The organism is Paracoccus sp. SCSIO 75233 (genome assembly GCF_027912675.1).
Taxonomy (GTDB): Bacteria; Pseudomonadota; Alphaproteobacteria; order Rhodobacterales; family Rhodobacteraceae; genus Paracoccus.
Map to the genome: position 1 here is coordinate 2,905,545 of NZ_CP115757.1, position 20,979 is coordinate 2,926,523.

At 61.2% G+C, this 20,979-nt stretch carries 21 protein-coding genes and 1 tRNA gene; 11 read left to right on the plus strand and 11 right to left on the minus strand.

Going from position 1 to position 20,979, the window contains the following annotated elements; genetic code table 11:
* Positions 1 to 116: 116 nt before the first annotated feature.
* Together PAF12_RS14115 and PAF12_RS14120 are read left to right on the plus strand one after the other, a co-directional pair.
* Complete coding sequence (locus PAF12_RS14115) at positions 117 to 1,430, plus strand: TldD/PmbA family protein (RefSeq protein WP_271107635.1); 1,314 nt, start codon at positions 117 to 119, stop codon at positions 1,428 to 1,430.
* Positions 1,417 to 2,208: a 3'(2'),5'-bisphosphate nucleotidase CysQ gene (locus tag PAF12_RS14120; RefSeq protein WP_271107636.1), complete on the plus strand. Its 792-nt coding sequence runs from the start codon at positions 1,417 to 1,419 to the stop codon at positions 2,206 to 2,208. Before PAF12_RS14115 ends, PAF12_RS14120 begins: the two co-directional genes overlap by 14 nt.
* Here the strand turns inward: PAF12_RS14120 and PAF12_RS14125 are convergent, their stop codons facing one another.
* From PAF12_RS14125 to PAF12_RS14140, 4 genes are read right to left on the minus strand one after another with little or no spacing between them, the layout of a single operon-like run.
* Entirely contained in the window at positions 2,209 to 2,850 is a 642-nt protein-coding gene (locus PAF12_RS14125; protein ID WP_271107637.1) for a membrane integrity-associated transporter subunit PqiC, read from the minus strand.
* Between the two features lie 5 nt (positions 2,851 to 2,855).
* On the minus strand, positions 2,856 to 4,901 hold the full coding sequence (locus PAF12_RS14130) for an MlaD family protein (protein WP_271107639.1): 2,046 nt from the start codon (positions 4,899 to 4,901) through the stop codon (positions 2,856 to 2,858).
* On the minus strand, positions 4,898 to 5,587 hold the full coding sequence (locus tag PAF12_RS14135; RefSeq protein WP_271107640.1) for a paraquat-inducible protein A: 690 nt from the start codon (positions 5,585 to 5,587) through the stop codon (positions 4,898 to 4,900). Before PAF12_RS14135 ends, PAF12_RS14130 begins: the two co-directional genes overlap by 4 nt.
* Positions 5,584 to 6,258 (minus strand): paraquat-inducible protein A, encoded by a 675-nt coding sequence (locus PAF12_RS14140; protein ID WP_271107641.1) that lies wholly within the window; start codon positions 6,256 to 6,258, stop codon positions 5,584 to 5,586. The genes PAF12_RS14135 and PAF12_RS14140 overlap by 4 nt, the downstream gene beginning before the upstream one ends.
* 60 nt (positions 6,259 to 6,318) lie before the next feature.
* Here PAF12_RS14140 and PAF12_RS14145 point away from each other — a divergent pair, with 60 nt between their 5' ends.
* The 6 genes from PAF12_RS14145 to PAF12_RS14170 all read left to right on the plus strand — a co-directional run bounded on the left by PAF12_RS14145 (position 6,319) and on the right by PAF12_RS14170 (position 12,315).
* Positions 6,319 to 6,579 carry a hypothetical protein gene (locus PAF12_RS14145; protein ID WP_271107642.1) on the plus strand — a complete coding sequence of 87 codons (261 nt, stop codon included), beginning with the start codon at positions 6,319 to 6,321 and terminating at the stop codon, positions 6,577 to 6,579.
* On the plus strand, positions 6,533 to 7,279 hold the full coding sequence (locus tag PAF12_RS14150; RefSeq protein WP_271107643.1) for a flagellar motor protein MotB: 747 nt from the start codon (positions 6,533 to 6,535) through the stop codon (positions 7,277 to 7,279). Before PAF12_RS14145 ends, PAF12_RS14150 begins: the two co-directional genes overlap by 47 nt.
* An 85-nt stretch (positions 7,280 to 7,364) precedes the next feature.
* On the plus strand, positions 7,365 to 8,726 hold the full coding sequence (locus PAF12_RS14155) for a flagellar hook protein FlgE (RefSeq protein ID WP_271107645.1): 1,362 nt from the start codon (positions 7,365 to 7,367) through the stop codon (positions 8,724 to 8,726).
* 12 nt (positions 8,727 to 8,738) lie between these two features.
* On the plus strand, positions 8,739 to 10,199 hold the full coding sequence (gene flgK / locus PAF12_RS14160) for a flagellar hook-associated protein FlgK (RefSeq protein ID WP_271107648.1): 1,461 nt from the start codon (positions 8,739 to 8,741) through the stop codon (positions 10,197 to 10,199).
* A gap of 38 nt (positions 10,200 to 10,237) precedes the next feature.
* The gene (locus PAF12_RS14165) at positions 10,238 to 11,215 is read left to right on the plus strand and encodes a flagellin (RefSeq protein ID WP_271107650.1); all 978 of its coding nucleotides are present in this window, start codon (positions 10,238 to 10,240) and stop codon (positions 11,213 to 11,215) included.
* Positions 11,216 to 11,244: 29 nt separating this feature from the next.
* Positions 11,245 to 12,315, plus strand: coding sequence for a flagellar basal body P-ring protein FlgI (locus PAF12_RS14170; RefSeq protein ID WP_271107651.1), 1,071 nt, complete (start codon positions 11,245 to 11,247; stop codon positions 12,313 to 12,315).
* A gap of 231 nt (positions 12,316 to 12,546) precedes the next feature.
* Here the strand turns inward: PAF12_RS14170 and wecC are convergent, their stop codons facing one another.
* From wecC to PAF12_RS14185, 3 genes are all read right to left on the minus strand, one after another.
* Positions 12,547 to 13,797 carry a UDP-N-acetyl-D-mannosamine dehydrogenase gene (gene wecC, locus PAF12_RS14175; RefSeq protein ID WP_271107653.1) on the minus strand — a complete coding sequence of 417 codons (1,251 nt, stop codon included), beginning with the start codon at positions 13,795 to 13,797 and terminating at the stop codon, positions 12,547 to 12,549.
* Positions 13,794 to 14,930 carry a non-hydrolyzing UDP-N-acetylglucosamine 2-epimerase gene (wecB, locus tag PAF12_RS14180; RefSeq protein WP_271107654.1) on the minus strand — a complete coding sequence of 379 codons (1,137 nt, stop codon included), beginning with the start codon at positions 14,928 to 14,930 and terminating at the stop codon, positions 13,794 to 13,796. Before wecB ends, wecC begins: the two co-directional genes overlap by 4 nt.
* Before the next feature lie 384 nt (positions 14,931 to 15,314).
* Positions 15,315 to 16,094: an SDR family oxidoreductase gene (locus tag PAF12_RS14185; RefSeq protein ID WP_271107655.1), complete on the minus strand. Its 780-nt coding sequence runs from the start codon at positions 16,092 to 16,094 to the stop codon at positions 15,315 to 15,317.
* Between the two features lie 156 nt (positions 16,095 to 16,250).
* On the opposite strand from PAF12_RS14185, the gene PAF12_RS14190 reads away from it, so the two are divergent.
* Both PAF12_RS14190 and mtgA read left to right on the plus strand, forming a co-directional pair.
* Positions 16,251 to 16,787: a DUF1269 domain-containing protein gene (locus PAF12_RS14190; RefSeq protein ID WP_271107656.1), complete on the plus strand. Its 537-nt coding sequence runs from the start codon at positions 16,251 to 16,253 to the stop codon at positions 16,785 to 16,787.
* 40 nt (positions 16,788 to 16,827) lie between these two features.
* Complete coding sequence (gene mtgA / locus PAF12_RS14195; protein ID WP_271107657.1) at positions 16,828 to 17,559, plus strand: monofunctional biosynthetic peptidoglycan transglycosylase; 732 nt, start codon at positions 16,828 to 16,830, stop codon at positions 17,557 to 17,559.
* On the opposite strand, the gene rlmN is transcribed toward mtgA, so the two are convergent.
* On the minus strand, positions 17,552 to 18,742 hold the full coding sequence (gene rlmN / locus PAF12_RS14200; RefSeq protein ID WP_271107658.1) for a 23S rRNA (adenine(2503)-C(2))-methyltransferase RlmN: 1,191 nt from the start codon (positions 18,740 to 18,742) through the stop codon (positions 17,552 to 17,554). The two genes, mtgA and rlmN, sit on opposite strands and share 8 nt — an antisense overlap.
* Positions 18,743 to 18,868: 126 nt before the next feature.
* Positions 18,869 to 19,393 (minus strand): invasion associated locus B family protein, encoded by a 525-nt coding sequence (locus PAF12_RS14205; protein WP_271107659.1) that lies wholly within the window; start codon positions 19,391 to 19,393, stop codon positions 18,869 to 18,871.
* A 144-nt stretch (positions 19,394 to 19,537) separates the two neighbouring features.
* Between PAF12_RS14205 and PAF12_RS14210 the strand changes: the two genes are divergently transcribed.
* A complete protein-coding gene (locus PAF12_RS14210; protein ID WP_271107660.1) occupies positions 19,538 to 20,524 on the plus strand; it encodes an asparaginase in 987 nt (328 codons plus the stop codon).
* 113 nt (positions 20,525 to 20,637) lie between these two features.
* Here the strand turns inward: PAF12_RS14210 and ykgO are convergent, their stop codons facing one another.
* Positions 20,638 to 20,763: a type B 50S ribosomal protein L36 gene (gene ykgO, locus PAF12_RS14215; protein ID WP_042245282.1), complete on the minus strand. Its 126-nt coding sequence runs from the start codon at positions 20,761 to 20,763 to the stop codon at positions 20,638 to 20,640.
* Between the two features lie 79 nt (positions 20,764 to 20,842).
* Positions 20,843 to 20,917: transfer RNA gene (locus tag PAF12_RS14220), tRNA-Val, on the minus strand.
* Positions 20,918 to 20,979: the final 62 nt, after the last annotated feature.

The following is a 20,979-nucleotide window of genomic DNA, read 5'->3' on the forward strand; positions in this document are numbered from 1 at the left end:
AAGCGGGCGGCCCGTTCTATTATCGGGTTGTCTCCGCGCTGAAATGCGGGTTTCCTCTTCCATCGCCCCGTGATGGTCACTACAGGTCTGCCATGCTTCAGGATTTGACTCATGCCATGTTAAAAGCCGCGCGCGACGCCGGCGCTGACGAGGCGGAGGCGCTTGTGGTCAGCGCGACCGCAACCGGGATCGATGTCCGCGCCGGAAAGCTGGAACATGCAGAGCGGGCGGCAGGGATCGAAATCGGGCTGCGTGTGATGATCGGCGGGCGTCAGGCAAGCGTCTCGGCGGCGGATCACAGTCAGGACAGCATCGACACGATGGCACGCCGGGCGGTTGCGATGGCGCAGGCTGCACCTGTGGATGACAGCCTTGGGCTTGCCGATCTGGATCAGCTTGCGACGCATCGCGATGCCAGCGGGCTTGCGCTTTTCGATCCGGGTGCGGAGCCCGACCCGGCGACGCTGCAGGACCTTGCCTTGCGGGCCGAGGCCGCGGCGCTTGCTGTCAGCGGAGTCAGCACGGTTGAATCCGCAAGTGCCAGCTATTCGCAGCGCGAAACCTGGCTTGCCCTCAGCAACGGCTTCGAGGGCGGGCATCGGCGCAGCCAGAATGCGATCAGTTGTACCGCGATCAGCGGCGCAGGCACCGGGATGGAGCGGGATCATGCAGGCGAGGGCAGGATCTGGGCCGAGGATATGCCGTCGCCGGAAGACATCGGCCAGCTTGCCGGTCAGCGCGCGGTTGATCGCACGGGTGCGCGAAAGCCGCCGACGGGATCATTCCCCATCCTCTACGACGAACGGATTTCGTCGGGTCTGATCGGTCATCTTCTGTCGGCGGTGAACGGCACCAATATTGTTCGCGGCTCCAGCTGGTTGCGCGATGCAATGGATATGCAGGTCTTGCCGACAGGGATCACGCTGCGCGAGGACCCGCATCTGCCGCGCATGTCCGCGTCGCGGATGTTCGATGCGGAAGGGTTGCCGACGACCGCGCGGGATATCGTGGCTGACGGGGCGCTGCGCGGCTGGACCCTCGATCTTGCCACGGCGCGGAAACTGGGGCTGCAAAGCACGGCGAGCGCGGTGCGCGGGCTGACCGGCGGGCCGCAGCCTGGCAGTTCAAATATCGTCATGACGGAGGGATCGGTCAGTCGCGATGACCTGATTTCGCAGATGGGGCGCGGATTGCTGGTGACCTCGCTTCTTGGGGCGACGATCAATCCGACGACGGGCGATTACTCGCGCGGTGCGGCGGGTTTCTGGATCGAGAACGGACAGATCAGCCACCCGGTCAACGAATGCACCATCGCGGGAAATCTGCGTGACATGCTGCTGCGGCTGATACCGGCGAATGATGCGCGTGACTGGCGATCCGTCCGTGTGCCCAGCCTTCTGGTCGAGGGGATGACTGTTGCCGGCGCATGATCTTGAGCTTCTTCTGGAGGCCGCGCAGGAGGCGGGCGAGATTGCGCGCCAATACTGGCGGCAGCAGCCGGAAGTCTGGGAAAAGGGCAGCAATGAAGGCCCGGTGACAGAGGCCGATCTGGCCGTGAACGATCACCTTCATCAGCGGCTCATGACCGCGCGACCGGATTATGGCTGGTTGTCGGAGGAAAGCGCCGACGATTCCACCCGGCTCGACGCGGCGCATTGTTTCATCATCGACCCGATTGACGGCACCCGTGCCTTTATCGACGGACAGCAGGGCTTTTCGCATTCGCTGGCGATTTCGCGCGGCGACAGGATCGTGGCCGGGGTGGTGCATCTGCCGGAACTTGGCCTGACCTACGCCGCGTCGGCGGATGGTCCGGCGACGCTGAACGGTGCCGCCATTTCGCCAAGCAAGGCCCGATTACTCGCACGCGCGGATGTGCTGACCAACAAGGCCACGTTGGAGCCGCATTTCTGGAAGGGCCGACAGCCGCCGAATTTCAAGCGCAGCTTCCGGCCATCGCTTGCGTGGCGTCTATGTCTGATCGCCGACGGCCGCTTCGACGCGACCATTTCGCTGCGTGGGGCGTGGGAATGGGATATCGCGGCTGGCAGCCTGATCGCTGAACGTGCTGGCGCGACGGTGACCGATATGCACGGGGCGGAGATGCGGTTCAACAATCCGGTGCCACGGATCGACGGGCTTATCATCGCCGGAGAGGCGCTTCATCCGCAGATTATGGAACGTCTGAACCGCCTGCCCCGGAGCTGATCAGAACAGCGGCGGCAAATCGGCAAACGGATCGCCGCCGGTGCCGGGTGTGGTTGCGACAATGGTCGTTCCCGGCCCGCCAAGCGTTGCGATCTGTTCGGCCAGAAGCGTGATCGCGACGGATGCGGCATCGGCGATGGAGCCCGGCGTGTCATCCTCGATCGGGACAGCGATGTCGAAAGCGCGCGTGTGGTGAGAGCCCGCCCCGCCTTCCGCCGATACGAAATACCGCCCCTCCAGCCGGAAATAACCGTCATTCGCGGCCAGTGCTTTTTCAACCCGAACATCGATGCGGTTCTGCGGCGGCGAGGCGAGTGGCCAGGGTTCGGGGATGACGGAGGAGCCGGAGATTTCCGACACGGCGCGGGCCAGCGTCACGGTGAAGGCGCGCACCGGCTGATCGGCCCAGAGGATCTTGCTGCTTTGCAGGATCTCCCCGGTTTCGGTCTGCCACGCGATCTCGTCCGAGGCGGCGTAATCGGGCAGTGACACTTCCTTCAGCTCCGCCGCGCCAAGCTGGTCGCCGGAAAGCTGCGTCGAGGTTGGCGGGTCGATGATATAGCGCTGCACATCCGTGCCGTCACCGCAGGCGGCGAGTCCGGTCAGGGTTACCGCAGCAAGGCTGAGTGGAAATCGTTGCATATAATCTACCGTCCCAGAATAAAGGCTCTTGGATTGCGTTCTATCGTGCGCGCGAGCGATCCGAAAGCCGAGGCTGCGCGGCTCAGTTCACGGATCATTGTGCGGGCCTCATTGTTGAACGCGCCGTTTTCACCGTAGGAGGCGATGACCAGCTCCGCCCGCGCGGCCAGCCGTTCGAGGCGGTCGGCCAGTTCCGGCAGTTCCTGCGCGGCCTGCGCAATCTCATCCGCCGCGACGCGCGCGGAATCGAGTGTCGCGTTCAGGCTGCCTGCCGCGTCGCCATCGCGAAGATCGTTCAGCAGGCCGGAGGCGGCTTCGAGCGTGTCGGACAGGTTGCGCGGCAATTGCTCGGCATCTTCGCTGCCCAGCATCACACGCAGATCCGCAAGGATCCCCTCTGCCTGCGCTGAAATTTCGGCGAAGCCGAATTCCTCGATCGCCTCTGCCGCGGCATCCATCTGCTCGACCATCTCTGGCATTTCGGCGGCGGCAACTTCAACCGCGTCGAAGGCTTCCGACGCCTCATCCAGCATTCGGGAAATGCTGGCAGCGGTCTCCGCCTCGGCGAATTGCTCGGCGATGTCACGGATCTCTGCGGCGGCGACGCGCGTCTCGTCAAGGGTCTGGCGAAGTGCTTCCGGGACGGCGCGGGTATCGGGCGAGGCGGCAATCTGGGTGATCGAATCCATCATATTCGTCGCGGATTGCAGCAGTTCTTCGATATTCAACTCACCGATGCGGGTCATCATCCCCTCAGCCGATGCGCTAAGATCTGATATTTCGGGCGGAAGCGAGGGAATGATGGGATAAGGTTCGGCGGCAAGATCAAGCTCGGCAGGCGTGGCAGAGCGCTGGCTGACCAGATCGACGACCATCGAGGTGCCAAGGAAACCCGCCGATGTGATCCGCGCCCGAAGCCCGTTCTTCACCCGCTCGGCAAGTAAATTCAGCGCTTCCTCTTCCGTGGAATCGGCGGGGACGCCAAGCTGGTCAGGCGCGATGACGAAGGTGATCCGCTGCATCACCTGTTCTTCGGGCGGGCGAGTTTCATCGACGTCGATCCCGATTTCGGTGACCCGGCCGATGGTCAGCCCTTCATAGGTCACATCCGCCTCGGCAGAGAGGCCCGAGACCCCGCTATCGGCCAGCATGGTCAGGCGCAGATCGTCGTCGCCGGAGCCGAAGAGGCTGTTTCTCGCCGTTTCTTCATCCGGTTGCAGTCGGTAGACATGGCCCGATTGAACCGGCTGGCCGCCGGAGGACATATTGGAGAACGCCACGCCGCCCTGCACCAGCTTCGAAAGCGAATCGACATTGAGGCTGAGACCGCGCGACCCCAGTGAAACCGAAAACCCAGACGTGTCCCAGAACACGGTCGAGGTGGTCAGTCGCTGGTCATGCGGCGCCTCGATAAACACATCGGCAAGGATCGATTCGTCTTCGTCGGAGAGGTGCAGGTTCTGCATCCGCCCGACCTCCAGCCCGCGGAAGGTGACCGGCGCCCCCTCGGACAGGCCTTTCGCGCCGGGGGAGGACAGCGTTACCCATGTCCCTTCGCCAGACAGCCGCGCAAGTGTGGGGCGGTCGAGGCCGACAAATTCCTTTTGCGGCGGTCCCTGCTCGGCGTCCCAGAAACCTTCGATAAAGACACCCGACAGAACCGTATCGAGGCGGGAAATCCCCTGTGCGGACACGATGGGCCGGACAATCCAGAACTCCGCCTCAGCATCCAGATAGGGCGCGACCTCTGGCTCCACCCGTATCTGAACTTCGACATTGCGCAGGTCGCGGGTGAAGGCGACCGCCTCGACCTCGCCGACGGTGATTTCGCGGAATTTCAGTGTGGTATCGCCCGGCGTGATGCCGGTGGCGTCGCGGAAGGTGACCGTAATGACCTCGCCACGCCCGGTATAGGCGTTCCATGCCAGGCCCAGCGTCACTGCCAGCGCCAGGATCGGCACCAGCCAGACCAGCGAAAACCCGGCCCGCGCCGCGCGCGCAGCCGTGCGACGCGCCGGATGGGCGGGACGAAGCGGGGTATTGTCACTCATTCATCAACTTTCCGACGGTGAAGCGGCAGGCCACGCCAGATCAGGCGCGGATCGAAGCTTTGCGCTGCCAGCATGGTAAATGCAACCGATAGTGCGAAGGAGGCGGCTGCGGGGCCGGGCTTGATCGACACGACAAAGCCAAGCTGCACCAGTGCCGAGAGGATCGCGACGACGAAAACGTCGATCATGGACCAGCGACCGATGAACTCGACAATTTCGTAGATATGCAGCCGCGTATGGGCGTTCTGTTCCGTGGCGGGCTTGCCCGCGATCAGGGCAAGCCAGATGATCGCGATGAATTTTCCGATCGGCACCATGACGGAGGCGACAAAGACCACAGCCGCGATGAAAAGATCGCCGTGGTGAATAAGTTGCAGCACGCCACCGATGATCGTCGCGTCACCGCCGCCGCCGAAGCCGCCAAGCGACCTTGTGGTCATCATCGGCATGATATTCGCGGGGATGTAGCAGATCATGCCAGCTAGCAGCCAGGCCCAGACCGCGCTCAGCCCGCGCCGGTCGGGCGGCGTCAGCGGGGCTTCACAGCGGTTGCAGGTCTTCTGATCTTCGGGCCAGACCCGGCCACAGCTGCGGCATCCCAGCAGACCGGCACGATGCGCCGTCAGAACCGGGGCATCATCTTCCGGGGTCTCCGTTTGTGCCGTTGCGGGGCGCGCGGAATTCATGCGGCTTCGACCCTTTCGCGCCCGTCAGTGTGCATCCCGGCATCCTCGATTGCGTCCCAGATCGTTGTGGAGCACATGAAGCTGCGATTGGCGAGGCTGACGAAGATCAGGGCGCAGAACGCCCAGAAGGCGGGGCCGAAGCTGATCGTTGCCAGCCCGCCGACCTTCACCATTGCGATGGCTGTGCCGATGATGAAAATCTCGGCCATTGACCACGGTTTAAGCTGTTCGGACAACCGAAAGGCGCGGACCGCATGGGCGTAGGGCGGTCGTCCCCGCACCAGGGGCCAGAGCGTATAGACCAGCAGCGCCGCCCTCAGCGCAGGCAGCGCGACGATCACCCCCAACAGGCCGACCGTCAGCGGTGCAATGAACCCTTCCGAAAATGCCATCGCGACGCCAAACAGCGACGTGCCATGCCCGAGGCCCAGCCGTGAAATTTCCAGAAACGGAAAGAAGATCGCGCCGACCATCAGCACCATCGTGGTGATCGCCAGTGCAATGATCTGGGTAAACGCGCCGGATTTGGGCCGCGCAAGAATTCCGTCGCAGCGAACGCAGCGCGCGGTTTCGCCGTCGGTCAGCTCTTCCTCAATATGCAGCGCATCGCAGCGGGGGCAGGCAATCAGCCCTTCGCCGGTGGCCATATCATATTCGACGTTCCTTATCATGAACCGAAGATACAGTCGCCGTGGGCCGCTTCAAGCCCGCGCGGTATTTTCCCCGCAGCTATGGCATTTGCGCACGATATGTTTGTGTCACATTTTCGTCATGTCCTGCGTTCTCCGGTTTATGCATTGCAAAACAGGCCGCCTGACAATCCCGCGCCAATGATGGAAACGCTGCGCCCGATCAGAAGAATGCGCGGCATTTTAGCCATTAACTTGGTTTGTCAGCAAAATGGCGCATTTTCGGACCGAGTGAACCGGATCTGGGTTGGGTCGAATGCCGCAGGACAAGCCTATCATTCTGAAAAGAGTAGTGATCTCTGACGAAGGGGGTCATCATGGCGGGGCGTGGAAGGTCGCCTATGCAGATTTCGTGACCGCGATGATGGCCTTCTTTCTGCTGATGTGGCTGCTGAATGCCACATCCGAAAAGCAGCGAGAGGGGCTGGCCGAGTATTTCAGCCCGACCCTGGTGCGGGTGGTGTCCGGGTCCGGGGGGGATGGCGGAGCCGCCGGTGATGGTCAGGGAAATCCAGCTGAGGTCGATCAATCGGCGGATGGCCTCGAAAACCTGCGGGATCGGGTTGAGGCGGATCTTGCAGGCATTGGTGCAGAATCGATGCAAATGAAGAACCTGATGCGCCATGTCGTCACGCGGGTGACCGATGAAGGGGTGGTGCTGGAGCTGAGGGATCTGTCCGACGCACCGCTGTTCTTTGCCGATTCAACAGAACCGGCGCCGGTTCTCAGGCCGCTGCTGAGGGTAATCTCAAGGGTGATCGCACGCGCAGGAAACGGGATCGCAATCGCGGGCCATGTCCGATCCTATCCTGCCGCGCTGGCCGGATCCCCCGAATGGGCGCTGTCGACGGGGCGCGCGGATGTTGTGCGACAATTGCTGCAAGAAGGTGGTTTCCCGCCGAGGCATATACAGCGCGTCACCGGCTATGCGGATCGTCGCAACAATGCAGACAATGCAGACTCTGCCGAAAATGACCTGCTGGAAGTGATTTTACTGAAATGAAGGACCGCCTGCGCGGCGGGTTAGCGCGATCTTAAACCATCTTTGACAGATTCCACGGAAACGACTTACGCAAAGGAAAACAGAAATGTCGATCTCGTCATCGCTGAATGCCGGTGTCGCTGGGCTTGCCGCCAACGCGACGCGCCTCGCCTCCATTTCGGACAATATCTCCAATTCCGGAACATTCGGATATAAGCGGGTGATCTCGGATTTCGAAGGAATGGTGATCAATCAGTCCCGAAATGCCGGGGTGTATTCCGCAGGCGGGGTGCGCGCGTCGACCACGCGGCTGATCGACCAGCGCGGCACGTTGGTCCCCTCCTCCAACCCGACGGACCTCGCGATTTCCGGTCGGGGCATGTTGCCCGTTATTCCGTCCGTCTCGCTCGGCAATCAGTTTGGTGACCAGCCGATGATGATGACGCGAACCGGGTCGTTCAGGACCGACGATGACGGCGTTCTGCGCACCGAATCCGGCCTCGTCCTGCTGGGCTGGCCCGCCAATGCGGACGGTACGATCCCGTTGATGCCGCGTGATACGATGGGCGGTCTGGAGCCGGTCGTCATCAATGCCAACCAGACGGCGGGCGACCCGACGACGAAGATGGCGCTTGGCATCAACCTGCCCGCCACCCGGACGGAGGCGGGGGGCATTACCGATGCGCTGACGTCAAAGGTGGAATATTACGGCAATCTCGGCACGTCGGAGGCGCTGAGCGTCAGCTTCACGCCGACGACCTCGCAGGCAAGCGGCATGTCGAATACATGGACGATGGCGCTGCGCGATTCTGCAACCGCGGACGATCCTGCCACGGCGGAGGATGAAAGCGTCATCGCCACATTGAAGCTGATCTTTGCGAACGATCAGACCAGGGGCGGCACGCTTGCGCAGGTGCTGGAGGAATCCGGCCAGCCACATTCGGCCTACGACCCGCAAACCGGCACGCTTGACCTGACCGTCGGCAAAACCGCGGACTACCCCGGCGACAAGATGACGGTGACGATCGGGAAACTGGGAGACCCCAACGGACTGACCCAGCTTGGCGACAATTTTGCGCCGACGAATATTTCCAAGGACGGCTCTCCGGTCGGCAACCTCACAGCCATTGAGGTTGATGAACATGGTTATATTCGTGCCACCTACGATACCGGCTTCATTCGGACGATCTACCAGATCCCGCTGGTTGATGTGCCCAATCCCAATGGGCTGATCTCGCTCAACAACCAGACCTATCAGGTCTCACCGGATTCCGGATCGTTCTTCCTGTGGGATGCCGGTGATGGGCCGACGGGCGCGGTTGTCGGATATGCGCGTGAGGGGTCGACCACGGATGTTGCGGCGGAACTGACCGATCTGATCCAGACCCAGCGTGCCTATTCGTCGAACGCCAAGGTGATCCAGACTGTCGACGAAATGTTGCAGGAAACCACCAATATCAAACGCTAAGGCTGATCCGCCATGAGCATTGCAAATGCACTGAACAACGCCGCAAGCGGCCTCGCCGCCGTCGCACGCGGAACCGAGGTTGTCTCGACAAATCTCGCCAACGCACTGACGCCGGGCTATTCGAGGCGAGCGCTGGAGTTATCGCCACGCATAATGTCAGGGAATGGCGGCGGCGTGCATGTCGATGGCATCAGTCGCGCCGTGTCCAGCGCCGTGCTTTCGGAATACCGCATTGCCAGCGCCGATCTCGCGCGAGCGATGGTTTCGAGCGAGTTTTACGGTTCACTGGAAAAGACAATTGGCCTTCCGCACGAGGCGGGATCGCTGTCAGATGTGATGATTTCTCTGGAAACCGCTCTGGCGTCGGCTGCGAGCCGCCCCGACAGCGATCTGCGGCTTGGCAAGGCCGTCGAGGCTGCGGACAAGCTCGCCGGGAAGTTCAGGTCGATCAGCGATACAATTCAACGGAAAAGGGCCGATGCCGACCGGATGATCGGCACACAGGTTGATCAACTTCAAAAAGGGTTGAATGAGGTCGCAAAGCTTAACCGCCAGATCATCGTCGAAAACGCCAACGGTCGGGATGCTTCCTCGCTGGAGGACGCCCGGCAGGGTGTCATCAACCAGATCTCCGAAATCGTGCCGTTGCGAGAGGTGAAGCGGCCGAACGGAAGGCTGGCACTGTTTTCGAAAGAAGGCGCTGTTCTTCTGGACGGGAAAACCCCGGCCAAGCTGGAGTTCCAGCCATCGGGTCGATTCACCGCGGACATGGTTGAAAGCGCACAGGGCGCGGGACGACTGTTCATCGACGGTGAACCAGTCGCGGATGCCGGCACTTCGCTGCTGGCGGGCGGCTCGCTGACGGAATTGTTCAAGCTCCGCGATGAGGATGCCGTCGCTGCGCAGCGTTCGGTTGATGAACTGGCATATGAGGTCTATGCGCGCTTCGCCGATAAATCCGTCGATGCCAGTATCGCCCGGGGAGATCCGGGCCTGTTTACCGATGCCGGCACAGCCGTCGATCCGGCGAAAATAACGGGGCTTTCGTCGCGTATTCGCGTGAACAGCGCCGTCCTGCCATCCAGCGGCGGAAATCTGGAGCGCCTGAGGGATGGAATATATGCATCGGTGCCGGGCGACGTGGGCGATGCAACGGTTCTGTCCGCACTGTCAAAGGCGATGAGCACTATAAGGCCATCCATATCGGCGGCCGCTGCGGAAACGCACGGTAGTCTGCACGGCCTCTCTGCGGCGCTCGTCTCGGATATTTCATCTTCCCGTTTGTCGTCTGAAACCCGGCAGACGCATGACGCGGCCATCCGCGATACGCTTTACGATTCCCTGCAATCGGCGGCGGGGGTCGATAGCGACCGGGAAATGGAAATCCTGCTGCAACTGGAGAAGGCTTATGCTGCAAATGCGAAGGTCATCCAGACCGTAAACGAAATGCTGGAAACAATCCTCAGGATCTAGATATGTGGCTTTCTTCAATAAGTGACCTTTCACGGGCAATGTCGATGCGCAGCGCGAACGCATCGCTGCGGGGCGAGGTTAAACGGCTGTCGAACGAGGTCGCGACGGGCCGGGCGACTGATACGGCGAGGCATCTTGGCGGCAATCTGTTTGCGCTCTCCGAGATTGAGCGGGGCATCCGTGAGGCGACGATATTCCAGCAGGTCGCGACCGAAGCCGGGACCAGGGCCAGTGCGATGCAAAGCTCTTTGGGCCGTCTGCAGGATATCTCCGGTGAGATGAGCACAAAGATGCTTGCCGCAGATACGCTTTTGTCGGCGGAGGGTCAGCATATTCTGGCGCGAAATGCATCCGGTGGTCTGCGCGCGGCTATCGGCGCACTAAATGCGGAAGTGGCCGGTCAGTTCCCGTTTTCGGGAACCAAAGTCAATATTCCGCCTGTTGTGAGTGCCGAGAAGCTGCTCTCGCAAGCGGAGCAGGTCATTTCCGGGGCGGGAACGGCGGAGGAAGCGGTGCAGGTGCTTCGGTCATGGTTCTCGCGCTCGCAAGGCGATGGCGGGTTTGTCGATCACGCCTATCAGGGTTCGGTTGATGCGCAGGCGGCCTTCAGGGTCGGCCCGGCTACGGAGGTTCGGTTTGCCCAGACGGCTGCAGACCCGGCGGTCCGGGAAGTGCTGTTTGGCTTGACGCTCGGCGCCCTGGTCTCTCGCGGCGCATTTTCGGGCAGTCACGGCGATCAGACGCGCCTTCTTCAGGCGGGTGGTGAGGCGCTGCTGACCGGGCATTCGAAGGTGGGTGGCCTTCGGGCCGATCTGGGTGAAACCCAACAGTCCATCGAGCAGGCGTCGGTCCGGTTAAAAGCGATGCAGACGACGCTGAAAATCCAAAGGACGGATCTTGTCGGCAGAGATTCTTATGAGGCAGGAAGCCAGCTCGTACAGGCGGAGGCGCAACTGGCCGCAGTGTATGCAATGACGGCGCGCCTGTCGCAGCTTAGCCTGGCGCGATATCTATGATACGCGTCCTTGTTGCATTCCTTATATGGATGACCGCCGTTTCGGGCGGTTTTGGGTCCACGATCAGGCTCAAGGATATTGTGCTGTTCGACGGTGTGCGCGGGAACGACCTCGTCGGTTATGGGCTGGTGGTTGGGCTTGGCGGCACCGGCGACAGCCTTCGCAACGCGCCCTATACCGAAGACATGATGGTCACGCTGCTCGAACGGCTTGGCGTGAATGTCGGGTCGGATCAGTTCCGCCCGAGAAACGTCGCCGCCGTCATGGTTACCGCCGTACTTCCACCCTTTGCGCGCGCCGGTGGCCAGATAGATGTCACGGTTTCGGCGATAGGCGACGCAAGCAGTCTTATGGGCGGCACGCTTATCATGACGCCGTTAAGTGCCGCTGACGGGGATGTCTACGCCGTTGCTCAGGGTGCCGTCATAGCCGGTGGCGCTGCGGCGGAGACGGCTGGTGCATCTGTCGTGCAGGGTGTTCCGACCGCGGGTTCGATTCCGGCCGGCGCGCGTGTCGAGCGGGAGGTGGCATTTGATTTTTCGACGTTACGGAATATTCGTCTGGCGCTGAAGCAACCGGATTTCACGACCGCATCAAGGATTGAGCGTGCCGTAAACGATGCGGGTCTGGGTCGCCTGGCCGAAATGATGGATCCCGGGACGGTTGTGCTGGATCTTTCCGCGATCGAAAATGTGAATCCGGCGAAGCTGATGAGCCGGATCGAGAACCTGATGATACGGACCGAACAAAAGGCACGCGTCGTTGTTGATCATCGGTCCGGGACCATTGTCATGGGCGCTGATGTACGCGTGTCGCGCGTGGCGATTTCGCAGGGGAACCTGACCCTGCGTGTCAAGGATACGCCCTTGGTGTCGCAGCCGAGCCCGTTCAGCGACGGGGAGACCGTTGTTGTAACGGACGGAACGGCGGAGATTATCGAGGAGGAGGGGATTGGCTTTGCTGAGCTCGATGAAAGCTCGTCCTTGTCGGGCCTTGTTCAGGGGCTGAATGCGCTTGGCGTATCGCCGCGGGACCTGATCGATATTCTTCAGGCCATCAATGCGGCTGGCGCGCTGCATGCCGAGCTTGTCGTGCGATAGTGGAACAGTTGATGTGGTAGCTGAAATAACCCGTCATGACTGGTGAACGATGATCGCCCGATGAAAGGTGCTGCCGCCCTTCGCAAAATTAGTCAGGGCCAAGCGACGCGCCGACGGATAGTCGGGGTATGAGACCTGAGCGTAAATATATCGAAAGTGCGCAGCGAGTTCCGCAAATGCCGCTGGTGCAGCGGCATTCGCAGGTGGAGGTGGGCGGCGGACGTGGGCGCTCTATCTCAGCCAGACGCCGCGTGTGTCGATCACGGTTGTATTTTGGCCGTTCGGCGGCGGACTGTTCCGGAAGTGGCTATGATCGACCAGCATGACGCATATCTCCGCGTCGATTGCCTCCCGGATCGGAACCAGCGCTGCGCTGCCATTCAGGCAGGGCGGCAGTTCTTCGATATGCGGCTCGACGACTGACACGCGGCCCGGATATTCCTGCACCAGTCTTGATACGATTTCGAGGGCGGGGCTTTCTCGCAGATCGTCGATGTCGGGTTTGAAGGCGAGGCCGAAGCAGGAGATTTTGGCCGAGTCCGGTTTTTCCGCAACGGCGTCACGGATCTTGTCGAGCACCCACTCGGGTTTGCTGTCATTGGTTTCGCGCGCGGCCCGGATGAGTTTCGCCTCTTCGGGTGCCTGGGCGACGATGAACCACGGATCCACGGCGATGCAGTGACCGCCAACGCCGGGACCGGGTTGAAGAATGTTCACCCGCGGATGGCGGTTGGTCAGCCGGATAAGCTCCCACACATTGATGCCGAGCTTGCTGCAAATGACGGAAAGCTCATTCGCAAAGGCGATATTCACGTCGCGGAAACTGTTTTCTGTCAGCTTGGCCATTTCGGCGGTGCGCGCATCGGTTTCGATGCACTCACCTTCCACCACGCAGCGATAAAGATCGCGAGCGGCGGCGGCGCAGGCGCGGGTCATGCCGCCGATGACGCGATCATTTGTGACCAGTTCGCGCAGCGCATGACCGGGAAGGATCCGTTCGGGGCAGTGCACGACGCGAATATCGGAGTCCTCGCCGTGGGTCTGGGGAAAGCTGAGATCGGGGCGTTCCGAGGCGAGCCATTCCGCCATCTGTTCCGTTGCGCCGACGGGGCTGGTCGATTCCAAAATCACCAGATCGCCCGCCTTCAGGACCGGCGCGATGCTACGTGCCGCGGCCTCCACATAGCTCAGATCGGGCAGCTTCGCGTTGCGGTTGCTCAAGAACGGTGTCGGGACCGCGATCAGAAATGCATCGGCCGGTTCCGGCTCGGTCGTGGCGCGCAGCGTTCCATTGCGAACCGAGCGGCGGACGGCGTCGTCCAGCCCCGGCTCTACAATATGGGTTTCGCCGCGATTGATCCGTTCGACCGCGTCGGTGTTGATGTCGAGGCCAACGACATCAATGCCACGCAGCGCGAAAAGTGCTGCGGTCGGCAAACCGATATAGCCAAGTCCAACAATGCAAATCCGATCAAATGTCATATTCTGCTGTTCTTTCCGTATTCTGAAAGTGCGTCCAATATTCGTGATGTTGCCTGCCCGTCGCCATAAGGATTGTGGGCAAAGCTCATTTCCCGATAGGCGGCCTCGTCAGTCAGAAGGCGTGTCGTCCAATCGGTGATTTTTTCGACCTCCGTACCGACCAGACGAACAGTGCCGGCGGCGAGAGCCTCTGGCCTTTCGGTGGTGTCCCGCATGACGAGCACGGGCTTGCCGAGGGACGGGGCTTCTTCCTGAATTCCGCCGGAATCGGTGATGATTATGTCGGCGCGGTTCATCAGCCAGACGAAGGGAAGATAATCTTGCGGTTCGATCAGGTGGATATTGCCGTGCTTGCCCAGAAGCCGCGTGACCGGCTCGCGGACATTGGGGTTTAGATGCATGGGATATACGATATCTACATCCCCAAACCGCTCCGCAATCTGACCGAGTGCTGTGCAAATTCGCTCAAACCCGCCGCCAAAGCTTTCTCGGCGATGGCCTGTGACCAGTACGAGGCGGCGGTCGGAATGAAGGAAATCGAACCGCGTTTCGATATCGCGTTTCAGTGCGGTATCATTGTTTAAAATGTCGACGACCTGCATCAATGCATCGATGACCGTATTTCCGGTGACAATAATCGAATCATCGCTGATGTTTTCCCGCAGCAAGGCCTGCCGGGAGGTGTCCGTGGGTGCGAAATGAAGGGTTGCCAATGCGCCGGTGACGCGGCGGTTCCCCTCTTCGGGCCAGGGGGAATACATATTGCCGGTCCGCAATCCGGCCTCGACATGTCCGACCGGGATACGCGCGTAGTAAGAGGCGAGCGTTGCTGCAAGCGTTGTCGCGGTGTCGCCGTGAACCAGCACCATATCCGGCTTTTCCTGTTCGAGCACCGGCTTCAGGCCGCCAAGAATGGATGCGGTAACGCCGTAGAGATCCTGCCCCGAGCGCATAACATTCAGGTCATGGGCGGGCTTGAGGCCGAACAATGTCGTGACCTGATCGAGCATCTCGCGATGCTGGCCCGTTACGCAAATTACGCCGTCGAAACGCTCGTCATTTGTCAGGGCCTGCGCGACTGGGGCCATCTTGATCGCTTCAGGACGGGTTCCGAATACGGTCATTATCTTCATCTTGTCGTCCCTTCTGCCCTTAACTGACATCAGTTGCCATTAATCCAAAATTTATGCAACCTAAAGGTGATTAAACCTTTTCAATTCCCATATTACCGTCGCATTTCTGCACACAAACAGACAAACTAGCGAGAGGGGACTCGGTTTAATTCGATAACGAATAAAACCAGCAAGAAACCGCTGAAATCCAGAGTTTCGGGACCACAATGCGGGGTAGATCAGCCCGGTTCAACTAACTTTCAGCAGGTTTGAAACAAATGTGGATACAATCCAAGAGTGTATTCAAGGATGGGGCGTATTGATGCCCCACCCCGACACTTAAGATGGGAGGGGGGCGTGGTGAATCGCGCCGTCCCTACATAATCACGAAAGCGGACAGGCCGATCAAAGCGTCGCGTTCAGCGCCCCGCCGTCGAGGGTGATGTTCTGCCCGATGATAAAACGCGAATGCTCGCTGCAGAGGAACGCGCAAGCCGCGCCGAAATCGCTGGCCCGACCGTAATCTCCGACGGGAATGCCGGATTTCCGGCGCGCGCGCGCCTCGTCAAAGCTGATGCCTTCCGCCTTGGCGACACCAGTGTCGAGGCTGTCTGCGCGGTCAGTGTCGTGGATCCCCGGCAGCAAATTATTGACGACAACACCGTGTTTGGCCACGTCGCGCGACATTCCGGCGACGAAGCCCGTCAGCCCGGTGCGGGCGGTGTTGGACAGGCCGAGCACGGCAATCGGAGATCGCACGGCTGCGGAGGTGATGTTCACAACGCGACCCCAGCCCTGTTCGATCATATGCGGAACCGTGGCCTGCATCAGGGCAACCGCCGACAGCAGATTGGCGTCGAGCGCCTTGATGAAATCATCCCGCGACCAGTCCCGCCAATGCCCCGGCGGCGGTCCCCCGGCATTGGTGACCAGAATATCAATATCTCCGGCGGCCTTCAGGACCGCAGCCTGACCGTCCGGGGTCGTAATATCCGCGGCGACCGGCGTTACGCTTATGCCAAATCTGTCGGAAAGGTCTTTGGCGGTGTCGTGCAGCGCGTCCTCCCCCCGGGCATTGATGACCAGATCCACGCCCTCGGCTGCGAGGGCTTCGGCACATCCACGACCGAGCCCTTTCGATGCGGCGCAGACCAGTGCGCGCCGCCCCCTGATCCCAAGATCCATCCTGTCCTCCTGCTTATTCTTATGCTAACTTTCAGACCACGGACCCTTCGGTCTGCATTTTTACCAAGTCGGGTTCGTTTTTAACCACAGTTGACAAAAGGCCTTATCGGCCCGTCACTCACCATCGTATAAAATATCAAACTGAAGGGATACACCATGTCCGATCTTCTCGTGATCGCTTTCGACGATGAGGCATCTGGCTTCGAGCTGCGTGCCGAACTGGTCAAGCTGCAGGCGGAATATCTGATCAAGCTTGAAGACGCCGTGGTTGTGACCCGGCCAGAGGCGAATGATATCCAGCTGCACCAGACCCTGAACCTGACCGCCGCCGGTGCGCTTGGCGGTACGTTCTGGGGCACCTTTGTCGGGCTGCTGTTTCTGAACCCGCTGGTTGGCGCGGCTGTTGGTGCGGGGTCCGGCGCGCTGGCTGGCTACCTGAGCGACTATGGGATCAATGACGATTTCATGCGCGAAATCGGCAACAAGGTGACGCCCGGTGGTTCCGCCGTGTTCCTTCTGGTTCGGGAAATGACGGGCGACAAGGTGCTGGATCGGATTTCCGATTTCCACAAGGGCGGTCGCGTCATTCAGACCTCGCTTTCGAAAGAGGACGAAGACAAGCTGCGGGCGGCGCTGGCTGGCTCTCAGGCGCCGCTGGTTCCGGAGAATGCAGCGTCTTCCGAAACAGCCTGATGTCTTGACGCAGGCGGCGCGGGCGTGACATTTCGCGAGCATGCGCCGCCAAACTCCTCCCGATCAGACAGACAGTTTTCGGGGCGATGATCTCGTCCAGCCCTCGCGCCGTTTCTCGCCCGTGGGTTGGGCGTTCCGCTGGTTGCGCTGGCTTGCCTTGCGGGCGCTGTTGGTGGCGTTCCTGCTGGTGCTTGTCTTTGCCATTTTCAATCCGCCGACCACCCGGACCATCATTGTAAACGCGCGCGACTATCCGATCGTGGAGCGTCGCTGGACACCGATTGAGAAGATATCGCCGGTGATGCTGCGTTCGACCGTGGCGGCAGAGGATGCGAATTTCTGCAATCACTGGGGTTTCGACATGGATGAGATCCGCCGTGTGATCGCGTCCGGTCGCAGTGGCGGGGCGTCGACCCTCAGCCAGCAGACGGTGAAGAATGTCTATCTCTGGCAGGAGCGAAGCTGGACCCGAAAGAGCCTTGAGGCGGTCATGACCCCGCTGGTCGAAGCGATCTGGTCAAAGCGCCGCATTCTGGAAGTTTATCTGAATGTGGCGGAGTTCGGGCCGGGGGTCTTTGGTATCCACGCCGCTGCGCAATATCACTTCGGAACGACACCCGAGAAGTTGAACACGATTCAGGCCGCAAGGCTGGCGGCGGTGCTGCCATCGCCAAAAACCCGCGATACGCGCAGCGCCACCAGCCGCTCGCGCGCCATCGCGGATGGTGCTGCGACAATCGCGAATGATGGGCGCGATGCCTGTTTCAGATAGGCTGCGCCGTAGCTTCCGAGGTTTCCGCCGCCACCTGCGCACGGGATTTCCGGCCCCGTTCGGTCGCGGATTTCAACTGGCCGCAGGCTGCCATGATGTCCTCGCCACGCGGCGTCCGGATCGGGCTGGCGTAACCGGCCTTGTAGATGATGTCGGCAAACGCCTCGATCCGCTCCCAGCTTGACCGCTGATAGGGGGCACCGGGCCATTCGTTGAACGGGATCAGGTTGATCTTGGCCGGTATGCCACGGATCAGCTTGACGAGCCGGCGGGCGTCCTCGTCACTGTCGTTGACGCCGTCCAGCATGACATATTCGAAGGTGATCCGCTCCGAATTGCTGAGCCGGGGATAGTCCCGCAGCGCGTCCAGCAGCGTGGCGATGTTCCATTTCTTGTTGATCGGTACAAGCCTGTCGCGAACCTCGTCCGTGGTGGCGTGGAAGCTGATGGCAAGCTGGCAGCCGATCTCCTCGGCGGTCTTGGCGATCTCCGGGACCACGCCAGAGGTCGACAGCGTGATCCGGCGGCGGCTCATCGACAGGCCTTCGCCATCCATGACGACCCGCATCGCATCGCGCACGGCGGCGAAATTATAAAGCGGCTCGCCCATGCCCATCAGCACGACATTGCTGACCAGCCGGGTTTCGTCCTTGGGTTTGCCTTGCTCCGGCCATTCGTCCAGATCGTCGCGCACCAGCATAAGCTGACCGACGATTTCACCCGGGGTCAGGTTGCGGACCAGCTTCTGCGTGCCCGTATGGCAGAATGAACAGGTCAGTGTGCAGCCAACCTGGGACGACACGCAAAGTGTGCCGCGCCCCTCCTCGGGAATATAGACCGCCTCAACCTCATGGCCGCCAGCGATACGCAGCAGGTATTTCCGCGTCCCGTCTTCCGAGATTTGACGTGTCACCACCTCCGGCAGCGCAATCTCAAACTTCTCTGCGAGTGCGGCGCGGTAATCCTTCGCCAGATTGGTCATCACCGAGAAATCGCGCACGCCCCAGTAATAGATCCACTGCCAGATTTGACCGACGCGCATCTTTGCCTGCCGCTCCGGCGTGCCGGCGGCGATCAAGGCGTCGCGAAGCTGATCGCGGGTCAGCCCGACGATATTCATCCGCCCCGTATCAGGCAGCTTGCGCGGGATGGTCAACACGTCTTGCGTGATCGGTGCGGTCATAACAGCAGATTCCCCTGGAAGGCCGCAGATGTAATGAAAAACGGCCCGCCATTCAAGGCAGGCGCTTCATCCTGGCTGAAATATCCCGCAGGGTCCGGGGGCGCGCAGCCCCCGGTTCAGCAGATCTTACTGACACTCGGCCTTTGCGGCGTTTGTCGCAGCGGTGATGCCCGACAGGCTGAACGTGTCGACCGTCTGGGTTCCGCGCGACGACATGCCGGTGATGACTGCTTCGGCCCCGGCACGCAGAGCGGCGATCAGGCGGGCATCTTCGGCGGAAGACCCGGTCCAGGCGTTTTCGCCTTCGGTGAACAGATCGAACTCCTGCCCGCCCACATTCACATCGACGGTCGAGCCGGGACGGAACGGGTAGCCGCCGGTGAAGCTGACCTCACCCGCTGCGCCCGGACGATAGGCGACATAGAGGCGGATATCGCCGCGCTGCACCTCGACCCGCTGCCCGTCTTTGGTGTTCACGGTCGATTTCGGCGGGGAAACCGCCCAGCATTCGCGGGGATCGCTGCCCGCGAAAACCGTCCAGTCACCCTCGGTCGTGACGACATTGGTGGATTCCTGAGACTGTGCAGCACCGGCGAGACCCGCCGTGACTGCCAGAATGGCGGCAGCGCCGCGCAAAATATTCCTGGTCATGTTCTGCCTCCTGCCAAAGCTTTCTTGATGTGCCTGTGGCCTTCAATTCTCTTCGTTGACAAGATAGCGCCAAATGATGGCGCGAAAAAACCCCAATTGGCAGAAAATCGCGCATTTGTCAGTTTAGAGAGAGGAGGCGAACACATGCCTGCGGAAGAAATGATCGAACTCTGGCGCGGAGGGTTGCGTGAAGGGGTGCATCGCGGGCATGCCGTGATCCATGATGGACGCGATATAGTAGCCGCCTGGGGTGATCCGGCGGCGGTCATTTTTCCGCGCTCCTCCTGCAAAATGGTGCAGGCGCTGCCGCTTCTGGAATCCGGTGCAGCGGATGCCGCCGGTCTGACACCGGAACGGTTGGCGCTGTCCTGCGCATCGCATAATGGCGCGGCGCTGCATGTCGAAAAGGTCGGCACTTGGCTGCATGGGCTTGGGTTGGGCGACGACGATCTGCGCTGTGGATGCCATAAGCCCTGGGACAAGGCAGAGGCGAAGCGGCTGACCTGTTCGGATCACGCGCCGAGCCAGATGCACAATAACTGCTCCGGCAAGCATGCCGGGTTTCTGACATGGACCCGCCACGCCAAGGCCGGGCCGGAATATGTCGAGGTCGATCACCCGTTGCAGCAAGCGATCCGGCAAGCGACGGCTGAGGTGACTGGTGAGGAACCGGCAGGTGTCGGGATCGACGGTTGTTCTGCGCCCAACTTCGCCTGTTCGATTACCGGGCTTGCGCGGAGCATGGCCGCCTTCGCGCAGCCAGCGAACAACGCCCGGGGCCGGGGCATGGGGCGGCTGGTTGAAGCGATGACCGCCCATCCGGAGCTCGTCGCCGGGGAAGGGCGCGCTTGTACCGAGTTGATGCGGGCCATGAATGGCAGGGTGGCGGTCAAGACCGGCGCGGAGGCCGTGTTCATCGCAATCATCCCGGAAAAGAAACTCGGCGTCGCCGTCAAGATCGAGGATGGCGGCACCCGTGCCTCCGAGGCGGCGATTACGGCGCTTCTGGTTCATCTGGGTGTGCTTGATGAAAACCATCCGGTCGTCGGCAGGCTGTTGACCGATCCGATGAAGAACTGGCGGGGACTGGAGGTCGGCGGGTTGCGGCTGTCGCCCGGTTTTCCGGTGTGACGGGAAGGTCGCCTGCGCCAGATAGCCACATCGCTGGCGCGGGCGAGCCGTAAGAAAAACCCGCTGCGAGGACGCAGCGGGTTTTGAATTTTCCAGCCCTGAAGGGCGTCGCCTCAGCCCTGACGGGCTTTGAAACGACGATTGGTCTTGTTGATCACATAGATCCGGCCCTTACGGCGCACCACCTGGCAATCGCGGTGGCGGCTCTTGAGCGAGCGGAGCGAGTTGCGAACCTTCATCGGTCTTCTCCTCATCGCGGCGCTCAGCCAAGCGCCTTGAAACTGAAATACCCCCGGCCCAAGTCCGGGGGCGCGAAAATGGTGGGCGGTACTGGGATCGAACCAGTGGCCACTACGATGTCAACGTAGTGCTCTACCGCTGAGCTAACCGCCCCTTCCCGTGCGATTCGGCCAATATGGCGCGGCACCGCGTCGGTTCGGGGGTCTATATAGGCA

Coding starts and splice junctions, on each gene's coding strand:
- PAF12_RS14145 (WP_271107642.1), top strand. CDS start 6,319: ATGGCATTTGCGCACGATATGTTTGTGTCACATTTTCGTCATGTCCTG.
- PAF12_RS14190 (WP_271107656.1), top strand. CDS start 16,251: ATGTCCGATCTTCTCGTGATCGCTTTCGACGATGAGGCATCTGGCTTC.
- PAF12_RS14210 (WP_271107660.1), top strand. CDS start 19,538: ATGCCTGCGGAAGAAATGATCGAACTCTGGCGCGGAGGGTTGCGTGAA.
- wecC (WP_271107653.1), bottom strand. CDS start 13,797: ATGACATTTGATCGGATTTGCATTGTTGGACTTGGCTATATCGGTTTG.
- PAF12_RS14135 (WP_271107640.1), bottom strand. CDS start 5,587: ATGAATTCCGCGCGCCCCGCAACGGCACAAACGGAGACCCCGGAAGAT.
- rlmN (WP_271107658.1), bottom strand. CDS start 18,742: ATGACCGCACCGATCACGCAAGACGTGTTGACCATCCCGCGCAAGCTG.
- PAF12_RS14150 (WP_271107643.1), top strand. CDS start 6,533: ATGCCGCAGGACAAGCCTATCATTCTGAAAAGAGTAGTGATCTCTGAC.
- wecB (WP_271107654.1), bottom strand. CDS start 14,930: ATGAAGATAATGACCGTATTCGGAACCCGTCCTGAAGCGATCAAGATG.
- PAF12_RS14165 (WP_271107650.1), top strand. CDS start 10,238: ATGTCGATGCGCAGCGCGAACGCATCGCTGCGGGGCGAGGTTAAACGG.
- PAF12_RS14170 (WP_271107651.1), top strand. CDS start 11,245: ATGACCGCCGTTTCGGGCGGTTTTGGGTCCACGATCAGGCTCAAGGAT.
- PAF12_RS14205 (WP_271107659.1), bottom strand. CDS start 19,393: ATGACCAGGAATATTTTGCGCGGCGCTGCCGCCATTCTGGCAGTCACG.
- mtgA (WP_271107657.1), top strand. CDS start 16,828: ATGCGCCGCCAAACTCCTCCCGATCAGACAGACAGTTTTCGGGGCGAT.
- PAF12_RS14140 (WP_271107641.1), bottom strand. CDS start 6,258: ATGATAAGGAACGTCGAATATGATATGGCCACCGGCGAAGGGCTGATT.
- PAF12_RS14155 (WP_271107645.1), top strand. CDS start 7,365: ATGTCGATCTCGTCATCGCTGAATGCCGGTGTCGCTGGGCTTGCCGCC.
- flgK (WP_271107648.1), top strand. CDS start 8,739: ATGAGCATTGCAAATGCACTGAACAACGCCGCAAGCGGCCTCGCCGCC.
- PAF12_RS14185 (WP_271107655.1), bottom strand. CDS start 16,094: ATGGATCTTGGGATCAGGGGGCGGCGCGCACTGGTCTGCGCCGCATCG.
- PAF12_RS14115 (WP_271107635.1), top strand. CDS start 117: ATGTTAAAAGCCGCGCGCGACGCCGGCGCTGACGAGGCGGAGGCGCTT.
- ykgO (WP_042245282.1), bottom strand. CDS start 20,763: ATGAAGGTTCGCAACTCGCTCCGCTCGCTCAAGAGCCGCCACCGCGAT.
- PAF12_RS14125 (WP_271107637.1), bottom strand. CDS start 2,850: ATGCAACGATTTCCACTCAGCCTTGCTGCGGTAACCCTGACCGGACTC.
- PAF12_RS14130 (WP_271107639.1), bottom strand. CDS start 4,901: ATGAGTGACAATACCCCGCTTCGTCCCGCCCATCCGGCGCGTCGCACG.